We start from the raw sequence: 19,840 nt of genomic DNA on the forward strand, positions 1-19,840 counted from the left end.
ACTAATTTGATTTTACAACCTCAGATTCTCTATAAGCTCTTACTTTTTGTAAAAACGTATTTGCATCTTTTATATATTTTTCTGCAAATTCTTTTGTTGGTGCAAATTTATTAATTTGATAGATTAAATCTGCAAAAGAAGACCCTAAATCTATTTTTTCTGATACAATAAATAACTCATCAAACTGAGAAATAATACCAGCATGTGTATTTGTTTTCTTATTTTCTGCCAATAAGGATGCTTTTGCCGAATTTACAATAGATTGATATGCATAATAAATAGCTCCAGAATACACTCTGTTTTCTAAAGCTTCATTTGCATTATCAATTTTTTCATCACTTTCTAAAAATAGTGTAGCTATTAAATCGATAACAACACCTGCACATTCTCCAATCCCTATTTCTTTAACGTATTTATCTTCTTCTCCCCAATCAATAAAATCTTCTTGAGTTAAATTAGTTACGTCTTGTAAATCGTTTAATAAATCGTAAAAATAACGATCACCAGTAACTTTATAATATTCTACAAAAGATTTTCCTTTGGCGTTTGCTTCAAAATCATTTAAAATTCTTCTTAAAGCTTCAGGACCTCTTTTACTTGGTACTTTAACTACTTTATCTGCAAAAAGAGCATTCCCGTTTCCTAAATTACCACCACCTAACAAAACTTGTAATGCTGGTGCTACTAATTTATCTGGCGTTCTTACCGTCATTCCTTGAAAACCAATGTTTGCCATGTTGTGTTGTCCACAAGCATTCATACAACCACTAATTTTAATTACTAAATCTTCATTTTTTAAATACTGAGGATATTCTGCTGCAATTACTTTTTCTAATTCTACAGAAATACCTGTACTACTTGCAATACCTAAATTACAAGTATCTGTTCCAGGACACGCTGTAATATCTACTGCTTTGTTGTAACCTGCTTCTACAAAACCTAATTTTTCTAATTCTTGATAAAAGAAAGGCACTAAATCTTCTTTTACAAAAGGAATTACAATATTCTGACGCAATGTTAAACGAATTTCTCCTGCACCATAAGCATCAACTAAATCTGCTAATAAACGAGCTTTGTCTGTATAAAAATCTCCTAATAAAACTTTAATTCCGATTGCAACAAAACCTGTTTGTTTTTGCGGAATGATGTTTGTCGATTTCCATAAATCAAAAGCTGCTTGGTCTTTTATTTCTACTTTTGGCGCATCTACAGAAACTGGAGTTGAAGCCACATAAGCATCAGCATCAATTGCCACTGTTTTTAATTCGATCGCATTTTGCTCTTCTTCAATTAATTTTTTAAAAGCATCTAAACCAATGTCTTTTAATAAGAATTTCATACGTGCTTTGGCTCTACTTTTACGTTCACCATAACGATCAAAAACTCTTAAAACTCCTTCCATTACTGGAATAATTTTATCTGTAGGTAAAAACTCATATAAAGTTTCTGCATGTCTTGGTTGAGAACCTAAACCTCCTGCAACCATCACTTTAAAGCCTCTAACACCATCTTGAATTTTAGCAATATATCCTAAATCATGCAGATAAGACAAGCCAGTATCTTCATCCGTAGAAGAAAAAGAAACTTTAAATTTACGTCCCATTTCTTGACAGATTGGGTTTCGTAAAAAGAATTTATACAGTGCATCTGCATAAGGAGAAACATCAAAAGGTTCATCTACATCAATCCCTGCTGTTTCTGATGCAGTTACATTTCTAACCACGTTTCCACAAGCTTCTCTTAAGGTAACATCATCACGTTCTAATTCTGCCCACAATTCTGGTGTTCTCTGTAAATCTACATAGTGAATTTGAATATCTTGACGTGTTGTAATATGTAATCTACCTCTAGAATATTCATCTGAAACTGCTGCAATTCTACGTAATTGGTTTGTTTTTACTTTACCATAAGGTATTTTGATACGAATCATTTGTACGCCTTCTTGACGCTGACCATAAACTCCTCTTGCTAAACGTAAACTTCTAAATTTTTCTTCATCTATTTGTAGATTATTAAATGCAGCAATTTTATCTGCTAACTCAATAATATCTCTTTCTACAACTGGATTTTCTATTTCTGTTTCAAAACTTTTCATTCTATTCTTATTTTAATTAAATAGGTTTATTTTATAAAACCTACACCAACTGTACTATTTGTTTTTGAATCAATTAAAATAAAGGATCCGTTAGATTTATTGTCACTATATGAATCTACCAATAATGGTTTGCTCAATTTTAATTGTATGTCTCCTATTTGATTCAATACTAATTCTGATGGATTTTCTTCTATCCCAGAAAAATCAGTATTAATAATGCTAGACAATTTTGTTATTTTAGCTTGGGCATCATTTACACCATGCTTAATGTAATATTTTTGTGATGCTTTTAAAGGCTCTTTATCCATCCAACAGATAGTTGCATCTAATTGCTTTGCAATGGTTGGTTCTTCATTTACCTTTACTAACATATCTCCTCTGCTTACATTTACATTATCTTCTAAAGTAATTGTCACAGAACTTCCTCTTTTTGCAGTTTCAAACTCTTTATCAAAGAAATTAATCGTTTTAATTTTAGATTTTGTTTGGGATGGTAATACAGCAACTTCATCTCCTACAGATAAATCTCCTCCATAAATTTTACCAGCATATCCTCTAAAATCATGATACTGCTCAGTTTTAGGTCTGATTACTGTTTGTACAGGGAAACGAGCTTGTGAAATTTCGGAAATGTCTTCTGGCTCTAATTTCTCTAAGTGATGCATTAACGTTTCTCCTTTATACCAAGGTGTATTTTCAGATTTATGTACAACATTATCTCCTTGTAAAGCAGACATTGGTATAAATGTTAAATTCTGACCTCTATACCCACTCTTACTTGCTATAAATTCAATTTCCTTTTTGATTGCATTGAATTTTTCTTCAGAAAAATCTACCAAATCCATTTTATTTACAGCGATAACTACATCTTTTATTCTTAATAAATTATTGATAAAAAAGTGTCTGTATGTTTGTTCTATCACTCCGTTTCTTGCATCAATTAATACGATTGAAGCTTGAGCTGTAGAAGCACCTGTTACCATATTTCTTGTATACTCTATATGACCTGGAGTATCTGCAATAATGAAACTTTTACTTGGTGTAGAAAAATATATGTGTGCTACATCAATTGTAATACCTTGTTCTCGTTCTGCAACTAAACCATCGGTTGCTAAAGAAAAATCTAAATAGTCAAAACCACGTTGCCTACTTTTTTCTTCTATTGCTTCTAACTTATCATCAGTTAGTGATTTTGTATCGTATAAAATACGACCAATTAAGGTACTTTTACCATCATCTACACTACCTGCTGTTGCTATTTTTAATACTTTCATTTTTATAAGCTGTTCGCTATTAGCCATTGGCTTTTAGCTGTATTTGTATTCTGTTTAAATTTTTGCTAAAGACTAAAAGCCAATAGCTAAAGGCAAATTTTTAAAAATACCCTTGTTGTTTTCTTTTTTCCATTGCTGCTTCAGAACGTTTATCATCTATTCTTGCACCTCTTTCTGATATGGAAGAATCTCTAATTTCTTCAACCACTTTTGCAATGTCTACTGCATCAGACAATACAGCTGCTGTACAACTCATATCTCCTACAGTTCTAAAACGAACCATTTTTTCTAAGACTTCTTCTTCTTTATCTCTAAAAACAACTTCATCATCTGCAGACCAAATCATTCCATCTCTTACAAATACTTTTCTTTTATGTGCAAAATAGATAGATGGAATTTCAATATCTTCTTGTTCTATATAAGACCAAACGTCTAATTCAGTCCAATTTGAAATTGGAAAAACACGTACATTCTGACCTAAATCTATCTTACCATTTAACATATCAAAAACTTCTGGACGTTGGTTTTTTTCATCCCATTGACCAAAATCGTCTCTTACAGAAAAGATACGTTCTTTAGCTCTTGCTTTTTCCTCATCTCTTCTTGCTCCACCAATACAAGCATCAAAGCCAAACTCTTCAATAGCATCTAACAAGGTTTCTGTTTGCAACATATTTCTACTTGCATATCTACCTGTTTCTTCTTTTACGCGTCCAGAATCGATATTATCTTGTACATTTCTAACAATTAATTCAACACCTAATTCTTTTGCTAAACGATCTCTAAATTCAATTGTTTCAGGGAAATTATGCCCTGTATCAATATGCATTAAAGGAAAAGGAATTTTTGCAGGATAAAATGCTTTTTGTGCCAAACGCACTAAAGTGATGCTATCTTTTCCTCCAGAAAAAAGTAAAACAGGTTTTTCAAACTGTGCTACTACTTCTCTAAAAATGTAAATTGCTTCACTTTCTAAGGCATCTACTTGTATTGTTTTATTACTCATAATTCTGTTTTAGATGTGTAAACCACATTCTCTATTACTTTCTACTTTTGTTGGATCGAAATATGTAAACTCATTTGGCAAATTCTTTTCTGCTAAGTAAGCGTCTAATTGTTTATCTGTGCTATTGTAAAAAGGACTCACTTTTATAATACCGTCTTTGCTTACAGAAACAATATCAATACTATCTCTAAATGCTGTTTGTCCTTTTCTTAAATTTGTAAACCAAACATCTGGCTGATGCTCTTTCATTGCCCTTGCAAAAGGCTCTAACTTAACCTGCTCTGTGAAAAGAACGTGTTTTGGATCATCTACAGAAGGAACTCCTAAAACAACATTTCTATGAGCAGCTGTTTGTTTAGGTGTATATAAATGAATATTTAAATTCAATCTTTTGATAATATCTTCTGCATGTTTATAGGTTTGCACAGTATTGTAACCTGTGTCACACCAAATCACTTTAATATCTTTTTTAACCTCTGTTACTGCATTTAAAATTGCAACTTCATAAGGTCTAAAGTTGGTTGTAATTACCGCATTTTTAGCAGAAGAAATAGCCCAAGCTATAATTTCTTTAGGACTTTTATCCTTTAATTCGTTATTTATTTTATCTATATCTAGACTCATTATTTACCCCATTTTATTTTGTTCCAAATTCTTTCATGAAAAAAGTACAAAATTAGTTTTGTTAAAAAATCTACGGATGCAATTGAGGCTGCTAATTCAATTTTACCAGTAACCATATAAGATACCAATAAAGTATCTAATGTACCAACAACTCTCCAACTTATTGCTTTTACAATACTCCTTACTGGCTTTTCTGAAGCAACATCATCTTCATAACGTTGTTTTGCTATTTTTTTACTAAAAATCATTTGATCTACAATCATAATAATTTGACAATTTTAATACCCTATTTACTTGGTAGGGTATGCAAACATACTTTAATTCTTTCTATTATGTCGAAAAAAAATACTAATAATTTCACAAACCCTACAAAATTAGTAGATTAATAAGAAAAGTATGGAAAATTTGCGAATATGCTATTCATAAACAAGTTTGTTTCATGTAAAAATTTGCAAAAAAACTTGAAATTACTGCCTTTTTTAAAGGTTGATGTAAATAGCTAATGTTTAAAAAAACTTAACACTTACACAAGTCAGATAAAGTTGTATTTCTAAAAATCTTTAAGGTGTTATCCCTAACTTGTTCCATTAAGTTATGAACAGCACAAGCATTTTCATCAGGACAATCTTTACATTTCTCGTAAAAATTTAAACTAACACAAGGAATCATTGAAATAGGTCCTTCTAAAACCCTCATAACAGCAGTCATTTGAATTTCACTAGGTTCTTTCAGCAGATAATAACCACCACCTTTTCCTTTTTTAGAAGCTAAAATTTCATTTTTACGAAGTGTTAGAAGAATACTTTCTAAAAATTTTAAAGAGATATTTTCACTTTTAGAAATCGTAGCAATAGCAACTGGTGTTTTATTCTCTTGTCTTGCCAAATAGGTAAGTGCTTTAATTCCGTATTTTGTCTTTTTAGATAACATACTACAAAATTACACAATTTAATGCAATTACCATACTAAAACAGTAGGATAAACTTGTAATCTATAATTTTGGAATTTATAAATGATTTTTTTAGTAGAATTATTTGCTATTATTTAAGGCTTGTTTTACATCTACAATAATATCATTGGCATTTTCTAAGCCAACAGATATTCTTACCAAACCATCTGTAATACCAACTTGCAAACGATCTTCTGCAGACAACCTACCATGAGTTGTAGATGAAGGATGAGTTACAATTGTTCTTGTATCTCCTAAATTTGCAGATAAAGAACACATTTTTATAGCATCTAAAAATCTTCGTCCTGCATTAATTCCTCCCTTGATTTCAAAAGCAACAATATTACCTCCTAAACTCATTTGTTTTTTTGCAATTTCATACTGAGGATGTGATTTTAAAAACGGATATTTTACAAATTCTACATTTTCGTTCTCTTCTAAAAACTCAGCTACTTTTAAAGCGTTTTCACAATGTTTTTCTACTCTAATAGATAAAGTTTCTAGACTTTTAGATAAAACCCAAGCGTTAAAAGGCGACATTGCTGGCCCAGTATTTCTTGCAAATAAATAAATTTCTCGCATTAAATCTGCTCTACCAACTGTTACTCCGCCTAAAACACGACCTTGACCATCAATTAATTTTGTGGCAGAATGGATAACCAAATCTGCACCAAATTTTATAGGTTGCTGAATGTAAGGTGTTGCAAAACAATTATCTACAATATAAATTAAATTATGTTTTTTACAGATCTTACCAATCAACTCTAGGTCTAAGATATCAACCCCAGGATTTGTAGGTGTTTCTATGTACAAAACCTTTGTGTTAGGCTGAATTAAACGCTCTATTAAATCTACTTCATCAACTTTAAAATAAGAAGTTTCTATGTTCCATTTTGGTAAATATTTGGTAAACATACTATGTGTTGAGCCAAAGACAGAACGACAAGAAACAATATGATCTCCAGCATTTAATAAAGCTGCAAATGATGAAAAAATAGCAGACATACCTGTTGCAAAAGCATAACCAGCTTCTGCACCTTCCATTTGCACAATTTTATCTACAAATTCTGTGGTATTAGGGTTTGTAAAACGGCTGTATAAGTTGCGTTCTTTTTCTTCTGCGAAGGATGCACGCATGTCTTCTGCATCATCAAATACAAAACTAGATGTTAAATATAAAGGCGTAGAATGTTCAGAAAATTGTGTTCTTTCTGTTTGGTTTCTTATTGCCTCTGTTTCGAAATGCTTACTCATTATTATATTCTATATTTATTCTGCAAGGTCTTTTTTTTGACTTTGTAGGTATTTGTAAATTTGTAATATTTTTTAATATTTACAACATTAATGTAAATTTGCAATTTGCGTTAGGGATTGAAACGGCATCCTTTTTTTGTTTTTCTCAAAAAAAGATATAGTGGAAAGCCCGTTAAAACGCCCAAAATATTTTTAAAATATTACAGGAAAAACCTAGTTGCTTTTTAATTATTATGTTTTGCCAATCTTAAAATATCTCCAAAAACACCTCTTGCAGTTACACTTGCTCCTGCTCCTGCACCTTGAATTACAATAGGTTGTTGCCCATAAGATTCTGTGTAAATTTCAAAAATTGCATCAGAACCTTTTAAAGAACCTAAAGGTGTACTTTTTTCTGTGGAAACTAATTTAACTTCTAGTTTTCCTTTATTTTGCGATAAATCACCACTTAATTCGCCAATATAACGCAAAACATGATTTGGTTCCTGGGCTTCTTTTAAGGTTTGATATTCATCGTTTAACAACTCTAAATTACTTAAGAAATCATCTACAGAACCATCTCTTAAATTTTCTGGAATTAAATTTTTAATTTCAACTTCATCAAATTCATTTTCTAGTTCTAATTCTCTTGCTAAAATGAGTAATTTTCTGGCAACATCATTTCCACCTAAATCTTCTCTTGGATCTGGCTCTGTAAATCCTTTATCAATCGCTTCTTTTAATATTTCTGAGAAAGAAACATCTTTCGCCGAAAAATTATTGAATAAATAACTTAAACTTCCTGAAAAAACACCTCTAATTTTGGTGATATTTTCTCCAGATTCATGTAATAAACGAAGTGTATCAATTAAAGGCAAACCTGCACCAACATTAGTTTCGTACAAATATTGTTTTTTATATTTTTTTAAATTAGCTCTTACTTCTTTGTAAAAATCAAACGATAAAGTATTTGCAATTTTATTACAAGAAACCAAATCGAAGCCTGCTTCTATTAAAGGAATATAATTTGCAACAAAATTTACACTCGCTGTATTATCTACCGCTATTAAATTTTCGAAATGATTTTCTTTTGCAAAGGCAATTATGTCATTTACAGAAGTATTTGTATCTCCATTTTCTAATAAATTTTTCTTCCAATTTTTAGAAACACCATCTTTATTTAACAACACTTTTTTAGAGTTGGCAACTGCAAAAACATTTAGTTGTAATTTCCTTCTCTCTAAAACAGATTGTGTATTTTCAATAATTTGGTCTATTAAAGTACCTCCAACCAATCCTTTGCCAAAAACGGCTATATTTATTTTTTTATTGATTCCAAAAACTTGACCATGAATTACATTGACCGCCTTAAAAAGTTGTTCTTTTTTTACAACCAAACTCACGTTTCTACCTGTAATTGTATTATTAAATAATAATGGAACAATCTGATTTTTAATTAATGCGTTAAAAGGATTGTGAAATTCACTTAAATCTTGACCCACAATTGAAATTACAGAAACATCATTAAAAACTTCAATTCGATTGACATCTTGTGCCTGAAAATCGTTTTCAAATTCTTGCTCTAATGCTTTTACAGCATTTTCTGTGTTTTCTGCTTTAAAAACCAATCCAACTCCACGTTCAGAAGAACCTTGTGCAATAATATTTACACTAATATTAGCTTTACTCAACGCATTAAAAATACGAGCATCTACACCAACTTTACCCAGTAATCCTCTACCCTCAAAGTTAATCATTGCCATATTTTCTATGGTAGATATCGTTTTAATTCCTTTAGATTTAGAAGTTGCTGAAATTAAAGTTCCTTTATCTTGAAGATTAAAGGTGTTTAAAATTCGTAAATTAATATTCTTTTCAATTAAAGGAATAATTGTTTTAGCATGCAACAAGTTTGTACCAAATGTAGCCAACTCATTTGCTTCATTAAAAGATAGTTGATCTATTTTTTTTGCATCTGCAACTAACTTTGGATCTGCAGTAAAAATACCACTTACATGTGTGTAATTTTGCAACTCATCTGCATCTAAATAATTAGCTAACAAAGCAGCACTGTAATTACTTCCATTTCTACCTAAAGTAGTGGTTTCTCCTTTTTTGGTGGATGCAATAAAACCAGTAACTACATTTATTGGCTGACTATTTTGTTTGAAATAAGAAACAACATTTTCTTTAGAAATAGCAGTAATAGGTTGTGCATTTCCAAAATTATCATCGGTAATAATTAAAGATCTAGCATCAACAGCGTTGGCAAAAACACCTTCCTTTTCTAATAAGCTTGCTAGTAGTTTTACAGACAATAATTCTCCTTGTGCTAAAACTTCGTCTTTTATTTTTTGGCTGTAATCTCCTAATAAAGATACACCCTCAAAAATGGTTTCTAACTTTAAAAATTCTTCAGAAAAATCAATACCAACATTTGGTTCTTGTTGATATTCTTTAAATTTTTCAAACTTAGTTTTATAGTCTTTTTTTGATTTTGCTTTTTCTAAAATAGATTCTAAATCATTGGTTGCATTTCCTCTTGCAGAAGCAACGATTGTAATTTTTTCTCCGTCTTTATATTTATTTTTAATAATTTCAACAGCATTTTCTAACCCTTTCCCATTTGCCAAAGATTTTCCACCAAATTTTAAAACTTTAAGCTTTTTTTCTTTAAAATTTTCATCAAAAATAGGTGCAATAATTTTATGCAATTGGTCATATTCCATCAAAAAAGCATCATGACCATGCACAGAATTTATTTCATTATACGTAACATTATCTTTTGTTAAAGCTAATTTTTTATGGGTTTCTCTGTTTTCTTCCGCAGTAAAAAACAAATCTGAATTTACACCAATAATATGAATATTGGCATCTATCTTATCTAAAATTTCAACATCTTTTTCTCCTCCTACAGTTACATCAATGGTTTTTAAAAGTTGATTCATTAGTTTGTAAGAAGATAATTGATAGCGTTCTTGCAACGATTTTCCATGATGCAACAACCAACTTTCTACATCAAAAATATCGGAATCATTTTTTTTAGATCGATGAAAACGTTCTTTAAAACTTTCTGGTGTTCTATAACACAACATTGCATGCATTCTAGCATCATGCACAGGATTGCTAGAATTTACCAAAAACTGTTCTTGAATTTGACAATTGGCAATTAACCAATCTGTAGATTTCCAATCAGTTGCAATAGGTAAAAAACGTTGGGTAATTTGGGTGTTTAAAACAACCATTTCCCAAGCAATACCACCTCCTAAAGAACCACCAATTAATGCAAATAAGCGATCTATTTTTAAAATGGATAAACCTTCTAAAAATATTCTAGCAACATCTCTTGCTATAAAATCTTTGTAATTGTCTATTAAAAATCCATCAAAACCATTTCCTGGAATGTTGAAAGATAAAATAGTGTAAACTGCTGTATTTATAGCTTTTTGAACTCCAACAATATCTTGCCACCAACCATTTTTGCCAGCAACCTCAGAGTTACCAGTCAATGCATGGTTTACTAAAATTATAGGTGCAGTACCTAAATCTTGACCAAAAACTTGGTAACTTAAATTCAATTCTGAAATTAAAGCACCCAATTCTGTGGTAAAATTATTTATTTTGATATGTTGTAGTTTGTTTTTCATGATAAAACAAGGGGTTAAACCCCTTGTATTTTGCTATTTTAAACAAGGGACTGAAGTCCCTTGAATATATTTATATTTTTGAAAAAGCTGCTGTTAAATCTGCTTTTAAATCTTCTAAATCTTCAATACCAACAGACAATCTAATTAAATCTTGACTTACACCAGCACTTGCTTGTTCTGCCTCATCTAATTGTTGATGTGTTGTACTTGCAGGGTGAATAATTAATGATTTTGTGTCACCAATATTTGCCAATAAAGAAAATAATTTTGTAGTATCTGCAATTACTTTTGCTGCTTCATACCCTTTTTTAGCTCCAAAAGTAACAATACCACTTTGACCATTTGGCAAGTATTTATCTGACAAAGCTTTGTATTTACTACTTTCTAAACCAGGATAATTTACCCATGCAACTTCATCTTGCTCCTCTAACCATTTTGCCAATGCCAATGCATTTTCTGAGTGTTGTTTGATACGAACTGGTAAAGTTTCTAAACCTTGAATAATATTAAATGCGTTTGTAGGACTTAAAGCACCACCAAAATCTCTTAGACCTTCTAAAATTAATTTAAAGATAAAAGACGCTGCACCTAAAGTTTCATAATATTTTAAACCATGATAACCAGCAGAAGGTTCTGTAAATTCTGGGAATTTTCCATTTGCCCAGTTAAAAGTACCTGCATCTATAATTGCTCCTCCTAAAGAGGTTCCTTGACCACTAATGTATTTTGTTAAAGAGTGAATTACTAAATCTGCTCCATGTTTTATAGGGTTTAATAAAGATGGTGTAGCTACAGTGTTATCAACAATAAAAGGAATTTCTGCTTTTTTAGCTTGTGCAGAAATTGCTTCTAAATCTAACACATCTAATTTAGGGTTTCCTAAAGATTCTATAAAAATTGCTCTTGTATTTTCTTTTACTGCTTTTCCAAAATTTTCTGGATCAGATGCATCAACAAAAGTTGTTGTAATACCAAATCTTGGTAACGTTACACTTAATAAGTTGTATGTTCCACCATATAAACTACTAGAAGCTACAATATGGTCTCCTGCTTTTAAAAGTGTCATTAAACCTGTTGCAATTGCTGCTGTTCCAGAAGCAAAAACTACAGCTCCTATCCCTCCTTCTACAGCCGTTAAACGATCTTGTAAAATTTGGTTTGTAGGGTTGTTTAAACGTGTGTAAATAAACCCTAATTCTTTTAGTGAAAAAAGGTTTGCTGCATGTTCTGAATTGTTAAAAACATACGCTGTAGATTGGTAAATAGGCACAGCTCTTGTTCCTCCATTTGCTGCTACATCATGCCCTGCATGTAATGCGTTTGTTGCTAATTTTAATGTACTCATTTTTCTGTTTTTTTGTTAACAAAAGATTATCTTCCCTTGCTGGGAAATACTATTCCATTGTTGGGTTTAAACTTTACTAACTAGAAAAATGTTATTAAGAAAACTATAAATACAAAGAGATGTATTTTTTAAGGTTATCTATCCAATTTCTGATAAATGAATCACAAATTAAGTAGAATTTAGCACCTTCTTTTCCTCGTGAAAAGGGTTGCTAAGGCTTCATTGGGTCTATCCCTCTGCCTTTCTTGATAACATTTCAATAAGTTATTGAACTTTCTGTATGCAAATATATGGTTAGAAAAATTTAATATCCAAATAAAAAGCATTTTATTTTTCTAAAAGTGTTCATTTTAAATTTTAAAAAATACTGTTTTTATGATTCCGTAAAAATCTGATTTTTAAAATACTTAAAATTGTTTTACTTATAATTACATCATAAATAATTATTACAAAAAACTTTGCAGTTTCATATAATCATGTAAATTTGTAAATAATTAAGAGGAAAAATTTGAACTGATTGCAACCTCTGAAGCTAATTTATTAGCCGAAACAAAAAATGCTAAAGCAGTAATTCCATACTACTTTTAGCGAACTTGCAATCTAATTTTATTTTAAATAGTAATAAAACAAGATTTATATGTCGTATTTATTTACCTCAGAAAGTGTTTCTGAAGGACACCCAGATAAAGTTGCAGATCAAATTTCTGATGCTTTAATTGATAATTTCTTAGCGTTTGATAAAAATAGTAAAGTAGCTTGTGAAACAATGGTTACAACTGGTCAAGTATTTTTAGCCGGAGAAGTAAAATCTAAAACCTATTTAGATGTTCAAAAAATTGCAAGAGATGTAATTAATAAAATTGGCTATACTAAAGGAGCTTATATGTTTGACGGAAACTCTTGTGGAGTTTTGTCTGCAATTCATGAACAGTCTCCAGACATTAACCAAGGTGTTGATAGAAAAACACCAGAAGAACAAGGAGCTGGTGACCAAGGAATGATGTTTGGTTATGCTACTGATGAAACTGAGAACTACATGCCTTTGGCTTTAGAATTATCTCATAGATTATTGATAGAATTAGCAGCTTTACGTAGAGAAAACAAAGACATTCCCTACTTAAGACCTGATGCAAAGAGCCAAGTTACCATTGAGTATTCTGATGATAACGTACCACAAAGAATCGATGCCATTGTAATTTCTACACAGCATGATGATTTTGACAAGTCTGATGAAGTAATGCTAGCAAAAATTAAAAAAGATATTGTTGAAATTTTAATTCCAAGAGTGGTTGCTAAATTACCTGCTCATATTCAAAAATTATTTACAGATAATATTACTTATCACATAAACCCAACAGGTGTTTTTGTTATTGGTGGACCTCATGGAGATACTGGTTTAACTGGTAGAAAAATTATTGTAGATACTTATGGAGGTAAAGGAGCTCATGGAGGTGGTGCTTTTTCTGGGAAAGACCCAAGTAAAGTAGATAGATCTGGAGCGTATGCAACAAGGCATATTGCTAAAAATTTAGTTGCAGCAGGACTTTGTAAAGAAGTTTTAGTACAAGTTTCTTATGCAATTGGGGTTGCAAAACCTACAAGTATTAATGTTGAAACGTATGGAACTGCTACTATTAATTTAACCGATGGAGAAATTAGTAAAAAGGTAGAAGAAATTTTTGATATGCGTCCATATTTTATAGAAAAACGTTTAAAATTAAGAACACCTATTTACTCTGAAACTGCTGCTTATGGTCACATGGGAAGAACTCCAGAAATAAAAACAGTAACTTTTACAAATCCAATGGGTGAAAAAACTTCTGAAGAAGTAGAAACGTTTACTTGGGAAAAATTAGATTATGTTGATGCTATAAAGGATGCTTTTAAGTTGTAAAATACTTAATCATATTTTGTGAAAATTAATAAAAAAAGGGAGCAATCATTTACGATTACTCCTTTTTTTATCCTCAAATTTAATTACTTAAATTTAATTTACATCTTTTTTTAATGCATTGTCCCCCAACAATTTATTAAAGTTAAAGATGTTTATTATTTATTTTTTCTTGCTGTATAAAAAAATCTGAAAGTGTATTTGGATATTTCATCAAAAATAAATCTGAAATATAAAAAGTACGTCTTATCATTTTAATATCATCAAAAATTTTATTCTTAAGATTCTCTGGAACCTCATGTTTTGTAAGAATTTTCTTAAATGAGTTTTTCATAATTATGAAAGTGCATAGTACATTTTTACAACTTTATTTTTTGCCCTTTTAAGCCTCATTTTAACAGCACTCTCACCAATTTGTAATGCATTCATAATTTCTTTAATAGTCATATCATCTTGATATTTCATTAATAAAATCATTTTTTCTGCAGGTTCAATTAAGGTTAAAACCTTTACTAATTTATCTGATTTTAATTGAAACAAAGCATCGTCAACATCTTCATCAAAAATAGTTTCATCTTTTATTTGATCTGTTACAACCGTAATTTTTTCTTTTTTCTTGTAACTATTTCTTTGAACATAATTAACACAAAAATTATAAGTAAAAGAATACAACCATGTAGAAAATTTAGAATTTCCTTTAAAAGTTCTTAGTTTTACAAATAACTTTATAAAAATATCATGTGTTAAATCTTGTGCCTCTTCTTTACTTTTAGAAAAACCATAACATTTATTATAAACAGTATTTGAAAACCGATCATACAATTCAGCAAATAATTGCGAACTATTTGTTTCTATAATTTTAAATACTAATTCTTCGTCAGTTACTCTATTTACTACAAGTGTTTTCAATTTATTTCTATTTTTATGACACGAATTTACAAATCAAGTCACACGTTAAATAAATAAAAAGTTAAGTGGTTATTTTTTATCGATAAGTGGTGAAAAATCAACTTTAATTAAAAAAAAACTTTTTTTTGTAACATTTAATTGAGTTGTTACGTATAATAAAATGTAGCAATACATTAATCCTTTAAAAGAAATAGAGAATTAGATGAGACAACTAAAAATTACCAAGCAGGTTACTAACAGAGAAACTGCATCGCTAGATAAATATTTACAAGAAATAGGTAAAGTAGACCTAATTACTGCTGATGAGGAAGTAGAATTGGCACAGCTTATTAAAGCTGGTGATCAAAGAGCATTAGAAAAACTAACCAAAGCCAATTTACGTTTTGTGGTATCTGTTGCAAAACAATACCAAAACCAAGGTTTAACCTTACCAGATTTAATTAATGAAGGTAATTTAGGATTAATTAAAGCTGCAAAACGTTTTGATGAAACACGTGGTTTTAAATTTATATCTTATGCTGTTTGGTGGATTCGTCAATCTATTTTACAAGCCTTAGCAGAACAATCTAGAATTGTACGTTTGCCGTTAAATAAAATTGGTTCTATCAATAAAATTAACAAAATGTACGCTTTCTTAGAACAAGAAAACGAACGACCTCCTTCTGCAGAAGAAATTGCTAAGAAATTAGACATGACTGTCAATGACGTAAAAGAATCTATGAAAAATTCTGGACGTCATGTATCTATGGATGCACCTTTAATTGAAGGAGAAGATTCTAATTTATACGATGTATTAAACTCTGGTGAATCTCCAAACCCAGATAGAGTTTTATTACACGAATCTTTACGTATAGAAATCAACAGAGCACTAGAAACGCTTACGCCAAGAGAAGCAGATGTTGTAAAATTATACTTTGGTTTGGGTGAGCACCAACCAATGACTTTAGAAGAAATTGGAGAAACTTTCGATTTAACTCGTGAGCGTGTTCGTCAAATTAAAGAAAAAGCAATTAGAAGATTAAAACATACTTCTAGATCTAAAATTTTAATGACTTATCTTGGATAATCATTAACTTATATAAAACTTAAAACTCTCAAATTCATTTTTTGGGAGTTTTTTTTGAAGCTATTTCCAGCTTTCACTACTCGCTTTTTTTACCTGAAAAAGGTAAAAAAGAGCTCAAACAATTAGCCTACCTTGAGCGAAATCGAAAGGTTCAATCTGGGCAAAGCTTGTCTATAAAATATATTACTTCTTCCAATTCATTCTAACTCACTAATTAATTACCTTTGCAAAATAAAAAACACAACAATAAATAAATGAGTAACTTAATTGCACCTTCAGTTTTAGCGGCAGATTTTGCCAATTTACAAAGAGACATCGAAATGGTAAACAACAGTGAAGCAGATTGGTTTCATATTGACATTATGGATGGCGTTTTTGTACCAAATATTTCTTTTGGTATGCCAGTTTTAAAAGCAATTGCAAAACACGCTAAAAAAACAATTGATGTCCATTTAATGATTGTAAATCCAGATCAATACATACAAACTTTTGCAGATTTAGGTGCAGATGTTTTAACTGTACATTATGAAGCTTGTACACATTTACACAGAACAATACAGGCAATAAAAGCAGCAGGAATGAAAGCTGGGGTTGCTTTAAACCCTCATACACCAATTGCAGTTTTAGAAGATATAATTACAGAATTAGATGTAGTTTGTATTATGAGCGTAAATCCTGGTTTTGGCGGACAATCATTTATAGAAAACACCTATAAAAAAGTAAGTCAATTAAAACATTTAATAGATTTTACAGAGTCTAATTGCCAAATAGAAATTGATGGTGGTGTAACCAATTTAAATGCAAATAAATTAATAGAAGCTGGTGCAAATGTATTAGTTGCTGGTAGTTATGTTTTTGGTGCAGAAAACCCAACAGAAACAATTGCCGATTTAAAAAATATAATTGCATAATTGTATGCAGTTGTAGACATAGAAACCACAGGAAATGGGCATAAAGGTCAGAAAATAACAGAAATTTCTGTACTAGTTTTTGATGGAAAGAACATTGTAAATGAATTTACATCTTTAGTAAATCCAGAACAAAACATCCCTCCATTTATTACCAATCTAACTGGTATAACAAATGCAATGGTAAGGAATGCTCCTAAATTTCATGAAATTGCTAAAAAAGTAGAAGAAATTACTAGTAATTTAATTTTTGTAGCTCATAATGTAAATTTCGATTATAATATTATTAGAGACGAGTTTAAAAGTTTGGGGTTCGATTGGAAACGTAAAAAATTATGTACCGTTCGTTTAACAAGAAAAATAGTTCCTGGTTTGCCTTCTTATAGTTTGGGCAATATTTGCTCTGGCGAAAATATTGCTATCAATGGCAGACACAGAGCAAAAGGAGATGCAGAAGCAACTGTAGAATTATTGAGAAGATTAATAGAAAGAGATACAAACTTTACCATCAATTCTTTTTTAAATCCAAAATCTAGACAAGCCACTTTACCACCACTTTTAGAAAAAAAAACCATAGAAGCATTGCCTGAAACTTTTGGAGTTTATTATTTTAAAAACGCAAAAAAAGAGGTTATTTATGTGGGTAAAGCCAATAATATCAAACAAAGAGTAATTAGTCATTTTTATGATAAAAAGAAAAAGGAGCAACAAATGTGTTTGGAAACTGCTTATATTTCTCATACAAAAACAGGTAGTGAACTTTTAGCGTTGCTGTTAGAATCATCAGAAATAAAAAAAATATACCCCAAATATAATCAAGCACAAAAAAACAAAAGAGAAGCGATTGGGTTGTTCTCTTATGAAGACCAAAAAGGAATTATTCATTTGGCTTTTAATCAATTAAAGCTAGTACCTAACCCATTAATAAGTTTCTTTTCTAATACAGCTTGTAGAAAATTTGTAGAAACACTTTGTGAAGAGTTTACACTTTGCCCTAAATATTGTCACTTACAAACCAATGTTACCAGATGTTTTCATCATCAATTAAAAACCTGTAAAGGTGTTTGTTGTAATCAAGAAACACCAGAAAACTATAATACAAGAGTAAAAAAAGCAATTGCTTCTATTGGTGTTGGGGCAGAAAATTTAGTCATTAAAGAAACAGGTAGAACCAAAAACGAATTTGGTTTTGCACTCGTTTTAGAAGGTACCTATAAAGGTTTTGGTTATATTGATGTTACTCAAGATAAAAACTTAGAAAACCCAGAAGATTATCAATTTTTTGTGGAGCCAAAAAGAGATAACAGAGACATTCAAAAAATATTGGGTGCTTATTTAAGGAAAAAGAAAGCATTAAAAGAAGAGAAAAATGGAAAAATCAGCATATAAAATTCATATTATTGGTGCAGGAATTAGTGGTTTAATTGCTGCTCAAATCTTAGAAAATCATGGGTATTACCCAACTGTTATTGAGGCTTCTGATTCTTTTGGTGGTCGTGTAAAATCTGATATTGTTGAGGGCTATACTTTAGATCATGGATTTCAAGTTTTATTAACTTCATATCCTGCTGCAAAAAAGTATTTAAATTATAATGCTTTAGAATTGCAAGAATTTCTACCTGGAGCAACTATTTTTAAAAATAGCAAACAACAAACTATTGGAGATCCTTTAAGAAAAATGTCACTGCTTTTACCAACCCTACTTTCTTCCATTGGCAACTTTTCTGATAAAATAAAAATTTTAAAACTAAATTCACTTTTAAAGAAAAAGAAAATTGCTGCTATTTTTAAATCCGAAGAAAAAACAACACTTCAATATTTAAGTGATTTTGGTTTTTCATCAGAAATAATTAATGATTTTTTCAAACCATTTTTTAGTGGTATTTTCTTAGAAACCAAATTAGAAACGTCTAGCAGAATGTTTGAGTTTGTCTATAAAATGTTTGGCGATGGTTTGGCTGTTTTACCGAAAAACGGAATTCAAGAAATACCAAATCAGCTAAAATCTAACTTAAAAAACACCACTTTTAAGTTTAACAGCAGCGTTAAAGAAGTTAAAGACAAAAGCATCATTCTAGAAAATAACAGTGAACTGCAAAGTCATATTACTATTATTGCTACAGATGCCAGTCCTTTAATTTCTAACTTAAAAAACCAGGAAACAGATTGGAAAAGCTGTGATACTTTATATTTTAAAACCAATACAAGAGCTATAAAAAAACCTTTAATTGGTTTAATTGCAGATGAAGATGCATTGGTAAATAATATTTTTTATCATACAAGTGTTGCAACATCAACTTTAAATACTAAAGAATTATTATCTGTAACAATAGTTAAAGACCATCATTTTAATGAGTTAGAATTGATTGAAAAAGTTAAGGAAGATTTAAGTACTAAGTGTAATATTTCTGATATCACTTTCTTAAAAAGATATCAAATTAAAAAAGCCTTACCTAAATTAACCAACCTTCAATATGAGATTTCGAGCACAGAAACTAAGCTAAAAGCTACTATATTTTTAGCTGGAGACCAATTACTAAATGGTTCTTTAAATGCTGCTATGATTTCTGGAGAAAGAGCTGCAATGGGTGTTATTCAAACCTTAGAAGATGGTTTAATTGTTGATGAACTTACTTCTGAGTATCAATAAAAAACTGATTATCATAAGATACATTATATAATTAATTATTACAAAAACTTGTTTAAAGGAATTATGGTAAAAATAAGATGTTATAAGGAAATTTTATTCTCTGTTACATGAGAATAATTACCATTTTTACATCAATCTAATTTATCATAATCATCTCAAAAACAGCATCATTTCTGCACCTAAGTAATACTTTTGAGTTTGATAAAATTTTAGTTAAAAGTATTTTTTTATATAAAGGCAAGT

General features: G+C 30.1%; 15 protein-coding genes and 1 riboswitch. Of the genes, 5 read left to right on the forward strand and 10 right to left on the reverse strand.

Annotation, left to right across the window (positions count from 1 at the left end; all coding sequences use genetic code 11):
• Window position 1 precedes the first annotated feature (1 nt).
• From Q0731_RS00080 to Q0731_RS00120, 9 genes are all read right to left on the reverse strand, one after another.
• Window positions 2-2,095 (reverse strand): HEPN domain-containing protein, encoded by a 2,094-nt coding sequence (locus tag Q0731_RS00080; protein WP_299058479.1) that lies wholly within the window; start codon window positions 2,093-2,095, stop codon window positions 2-4.
• 26 nt (window positions 2,096-2,121) lie between these two features.
• Window positions 2,122-3,369, reverse strand: a complete 1,248-nt coding sequence (locus Q0731_RS00085) for a GTP-binding protein (protein ID WP_299058481.1) — start codon at window positions 3,367-3,369, stop codon at window positions 2,122-2,124.
• Between the two features lie 100 nt (window positions 3,370-3,469).
• The gene (gene cysD / locus Q0731_RS00090) at window positions 3,470-4,375 is read right to left on the reverse strand and encodes a sulfate adenylyltransferase subunit CysD (RefSeq protein ID WP_299058483.1); all 906 of its coding nucleotides are present in this window, start codon (window positions 4,373-4,375) and stop codon (window positions 3,470-3,472) included.
• Window positions 4,376-4,384: 9 nt separating this feature from the next.
• A complete protein-coding gene (locus Q0731_RS00095; protein WP_299058485.1) occupies window positions 4,385-4,999 on the reverse strand; it encodes a phosphoadenosine phosphosulfate reductase family protein in 615 nt (204 codons plus the stop codon).
• Window positions 4,999-5,262 carry a DUF2061 domain-containing protein gene (locus Q0731_RS00100; RefSeq protein WP_299058487.1) on the reverse strand — a complete coding sequence of 88 codons (264 nt, stop codon included), beginning with the start codon at window positions 5,260-5,262 and terminating at the stop codon, window positions 4,999-5,001. The genes Q0731_RS00095 and Q0731_RS00100 overlap by 1 nt, the downstream gene beginning before the upstream one ends.
• A gap of 253 nt (window positions 5,263-5,515) precedes the next feature.
• Window positions 5,516-5,929: an Rrf2 family transcriptional regulator gene (locus tag Q0731_RS00105; protein ID WP_299058489.1), complete on the reverse strand. Its 414-nt coding sequence runs from the start codon at window positions 5,927-5,929 to the stop codon at window positions 5,516-5,518.
• A 100-nt stretch (window positions 5,930-6,029) separates the two neighbouring features.
• The gene (locus tag Q0731_RS00110; protein WP_299058491.1) at window positions 6,030-7,202 is read right to left on the reverse strand and encodes an aminotransferase class I/II-fold pyridoxal phosphate-dependent enzyme; all 1,173 of its coding nucleotides are present in this window, start codon (window positions 7,200-7,202) and stop codon (window positions 6,030-6,032) included.
• A gap of 224 nt (window positions 7,203-7,426) precedes the next feature.
• Window positions 7,427-10,828, reverse strand: coding sequence for a bifunctional aspartate kinase/homoserine dehydrogenase I (thrA, locus tag Q0731_RS00115; protein ID WP_299058493.1), 3,402 nt, complete (start codon window positions 10,826-10,828; stop codon window positions 7,427-7,429).
• Window positions 10,829-10,898: 70 nt separating this feature from the next.
• Entirely contained in the window at window positions 10,899-12,173 is a 1,275-nt protein-coding gene (locus Q0731_RS00120; protein WP_299058495.1) for an O-acetylhomoserine aminocarboxypropyltransferase/cysteine synthase family protein, read from the reverse strand.
• Window positions 12,174-12,304: 131 nt separating this feature from the next.
• Window positions 12,305-12,428, reverse strand: a riboswitch (SAM riboswitch).
• A gap of 382 nt (window positions 12,429-12,810) precedes the next feature.
• Between Q0731_RS00120 and metK the strand changes: the two genes are divergently transcribed.
• Window positions 12,811-14,067, forward strand: a complete 1,257-nt coding sequence (gene metK, locus Q0731_RS00125; RefSeq protein WP_299058497.1) for a methionine adenosyltransferase — start codon at window positions 12,811-12,813, stop codon at window positions 14,065-14,067.
• A gap of 333 nt (window positions 14,068-14,400) precedes the next feature.
• On the opposite strand, the gene Q0731_RS00130 is transcribed toward metK, so the two are convergent.
• Window positions 14,401-14,973: a sigma-70 family RNA polymerase sigma factor gene (locus tag Q0731_RS00130; protein WP_299058499.1), complete on the reverse strand. Its 573-nt coding sequence runs from the start codon at window positions 14,971-14,973 to the stop codon at window positions 14,401-14,403.
• A gap of 202 nt (window positions 14,974-15,175) precedes the next feature.
• Between Q0731_RS00130 and Q0731_RS00135 the strand changes: the two genes are divergently transcribed.
• The 4 genes from Q0731_RS00135 (at window position 15,176) to Q0731_RS00150 (ending at window position 19,597) form a co-directional block, all read left to right on the forward strand.
• Window positions 15,176-16,039 (forward strand): RNA polymerase sigma factor RpoD/SigA, encoded by an 864-nt coding sequence (locus tag Q0731_RS00135; protein ID WP_018942691.1) that lies wholly within the window; start codon window positions 15,176-15,178, stop codon window positions 16,037-16,039.
• 254 nt (window positions 16,040-16,293) lie between these two features.
• Window positions 16,294-16,950, forward strand: a complete 657-nt coding sequence (gene rpe / locus Q0731_RS00140) for a ribulose-phosphate 3-epimerase (protein WP_299058501.1) — start codon at window positions 16,294-16,296, stop codon at window positions 16,948-16,950.
• The gene (locus Q0731_RS00145) at window positions 16,951-18,336 is read left to right on the forward strand and encodes an exonuclease domain-containing protein (RefSeq protein WP_299058503.1); all 1,386 of its coding nucleotides are present in this window, start codon (window positions 16,951-16,953) and stop codon (window positions 18,334-18,336) included.
• Window positions 18,317-19,597 (forward strand): FAD-dependent oxidoreductase, encoded by a 1,281-nt coding sequence (locus Q0731_RS00150; protein WP_299058504.1) that lies wholly within the window; start codon window positions 18,317-18,319, stop codon window positions 19,595-19,597. Before Q0731_RS00145 ends, Q0731_RS00150 begins: the two co-directional genes overlap by 20 nt.
• Window positions 19,598-19,840 lie beyond the last annotated feature (243 nt).

This window comes from uncultured Polaribacter sp. (assembly GCF_947497695.1).
In the GTDB taxonomy this organism is placed as follows: Bacteria; Bacteroidota; Bacteroidia; order Flavobacteriales; family Flavobacteriaceae; genus Polaribacter.

Coding starts and splice junctions, on each gene's coding strand:
- Q0731_RS00150 (WP_299058504.1), top strand. CDS start 18,317: ATGGAAAAATCAGCATATAAAATTCATATTATTGGTGCAGGAATTAGT.
- Q0731_RS00110 (WP_299058491.1), bottom strand. CDS start 7,202: ATGAGTAAGCATTTCGAAACAGAGGCAATAAGAAACCAAACAGAAAGA.
- Q0731_RS00080 (WP_299058479.1), bottom strand. CDS start 2,095: ATGAAAAGTTTTGAAACAGAAATAGAAAATCCAGTTGTAGAAAGAGAT.
- Q0731_RS00095 (WP_299058485.1), bottom strand. CDS start 4,999: ATGAGTCTAGATATAGATAAAATAAATAACGAATTAAAGGATAAAAGT.
- Q0731_RS00100 (WP_299058487.1), bottom strand. CDS start 5,262: ATGATTGTAGATCAAATGATTTTTAGTAAAAAAATAGCAAAACAACGT.
- rpe (WP_299058501.1), top strand. CDS start 16,294: ATGAGTAACTTAATTGCACCTTCAGTTTTAGCGGCAGATTTTGCCAAT.
- cysD (WP_299058483.1), bottom strand. CDS start 4,375: ATGAGTAATAAAACAATACAAGTAGATGCCTTAGAAAGTGAAGCAATT.
- thrA (WP_299058493.1), bottom strand. CDS start 10,828: ATGAAAAACAAACTACAACATATCAAAATAAATAATTTTACCACAGAA.
- Q0731_RS00085 (WP_299058481.1), bottom strand. CDS start 3,369: ATGAAAGTATTAAAAATAGCAACAGCAGGTAGTGTAGATGATGGTAAA.
- Q0731_RS00105 (WP_299058489.1), bottom strand. CDS start 5,929: ATGTTATCTAAAAAGACAAAATACGGAATTAAAGCACTTACCTATTTG.
- Q0731_RS00120 (WP_299058495.1), bottom strand. CDS start 12,173: ATGAGTACATTAAAATTAGCAACAAACGCATTACATGCAGGGCATGAT.
- metK (WP_299058497.1), top strand. CDS start 12,811: ATGTCGTATTTATTTACCTCAGAAAGTGTTTCTGAAGGACACCCAGAT.
- Q0731_RS00135 (WP_018942691.1), top strand. CDS start 15,176: ATGAGACAACTAAAAATTACCAAGCAGGTTACTAACAGAGAAACTGCA.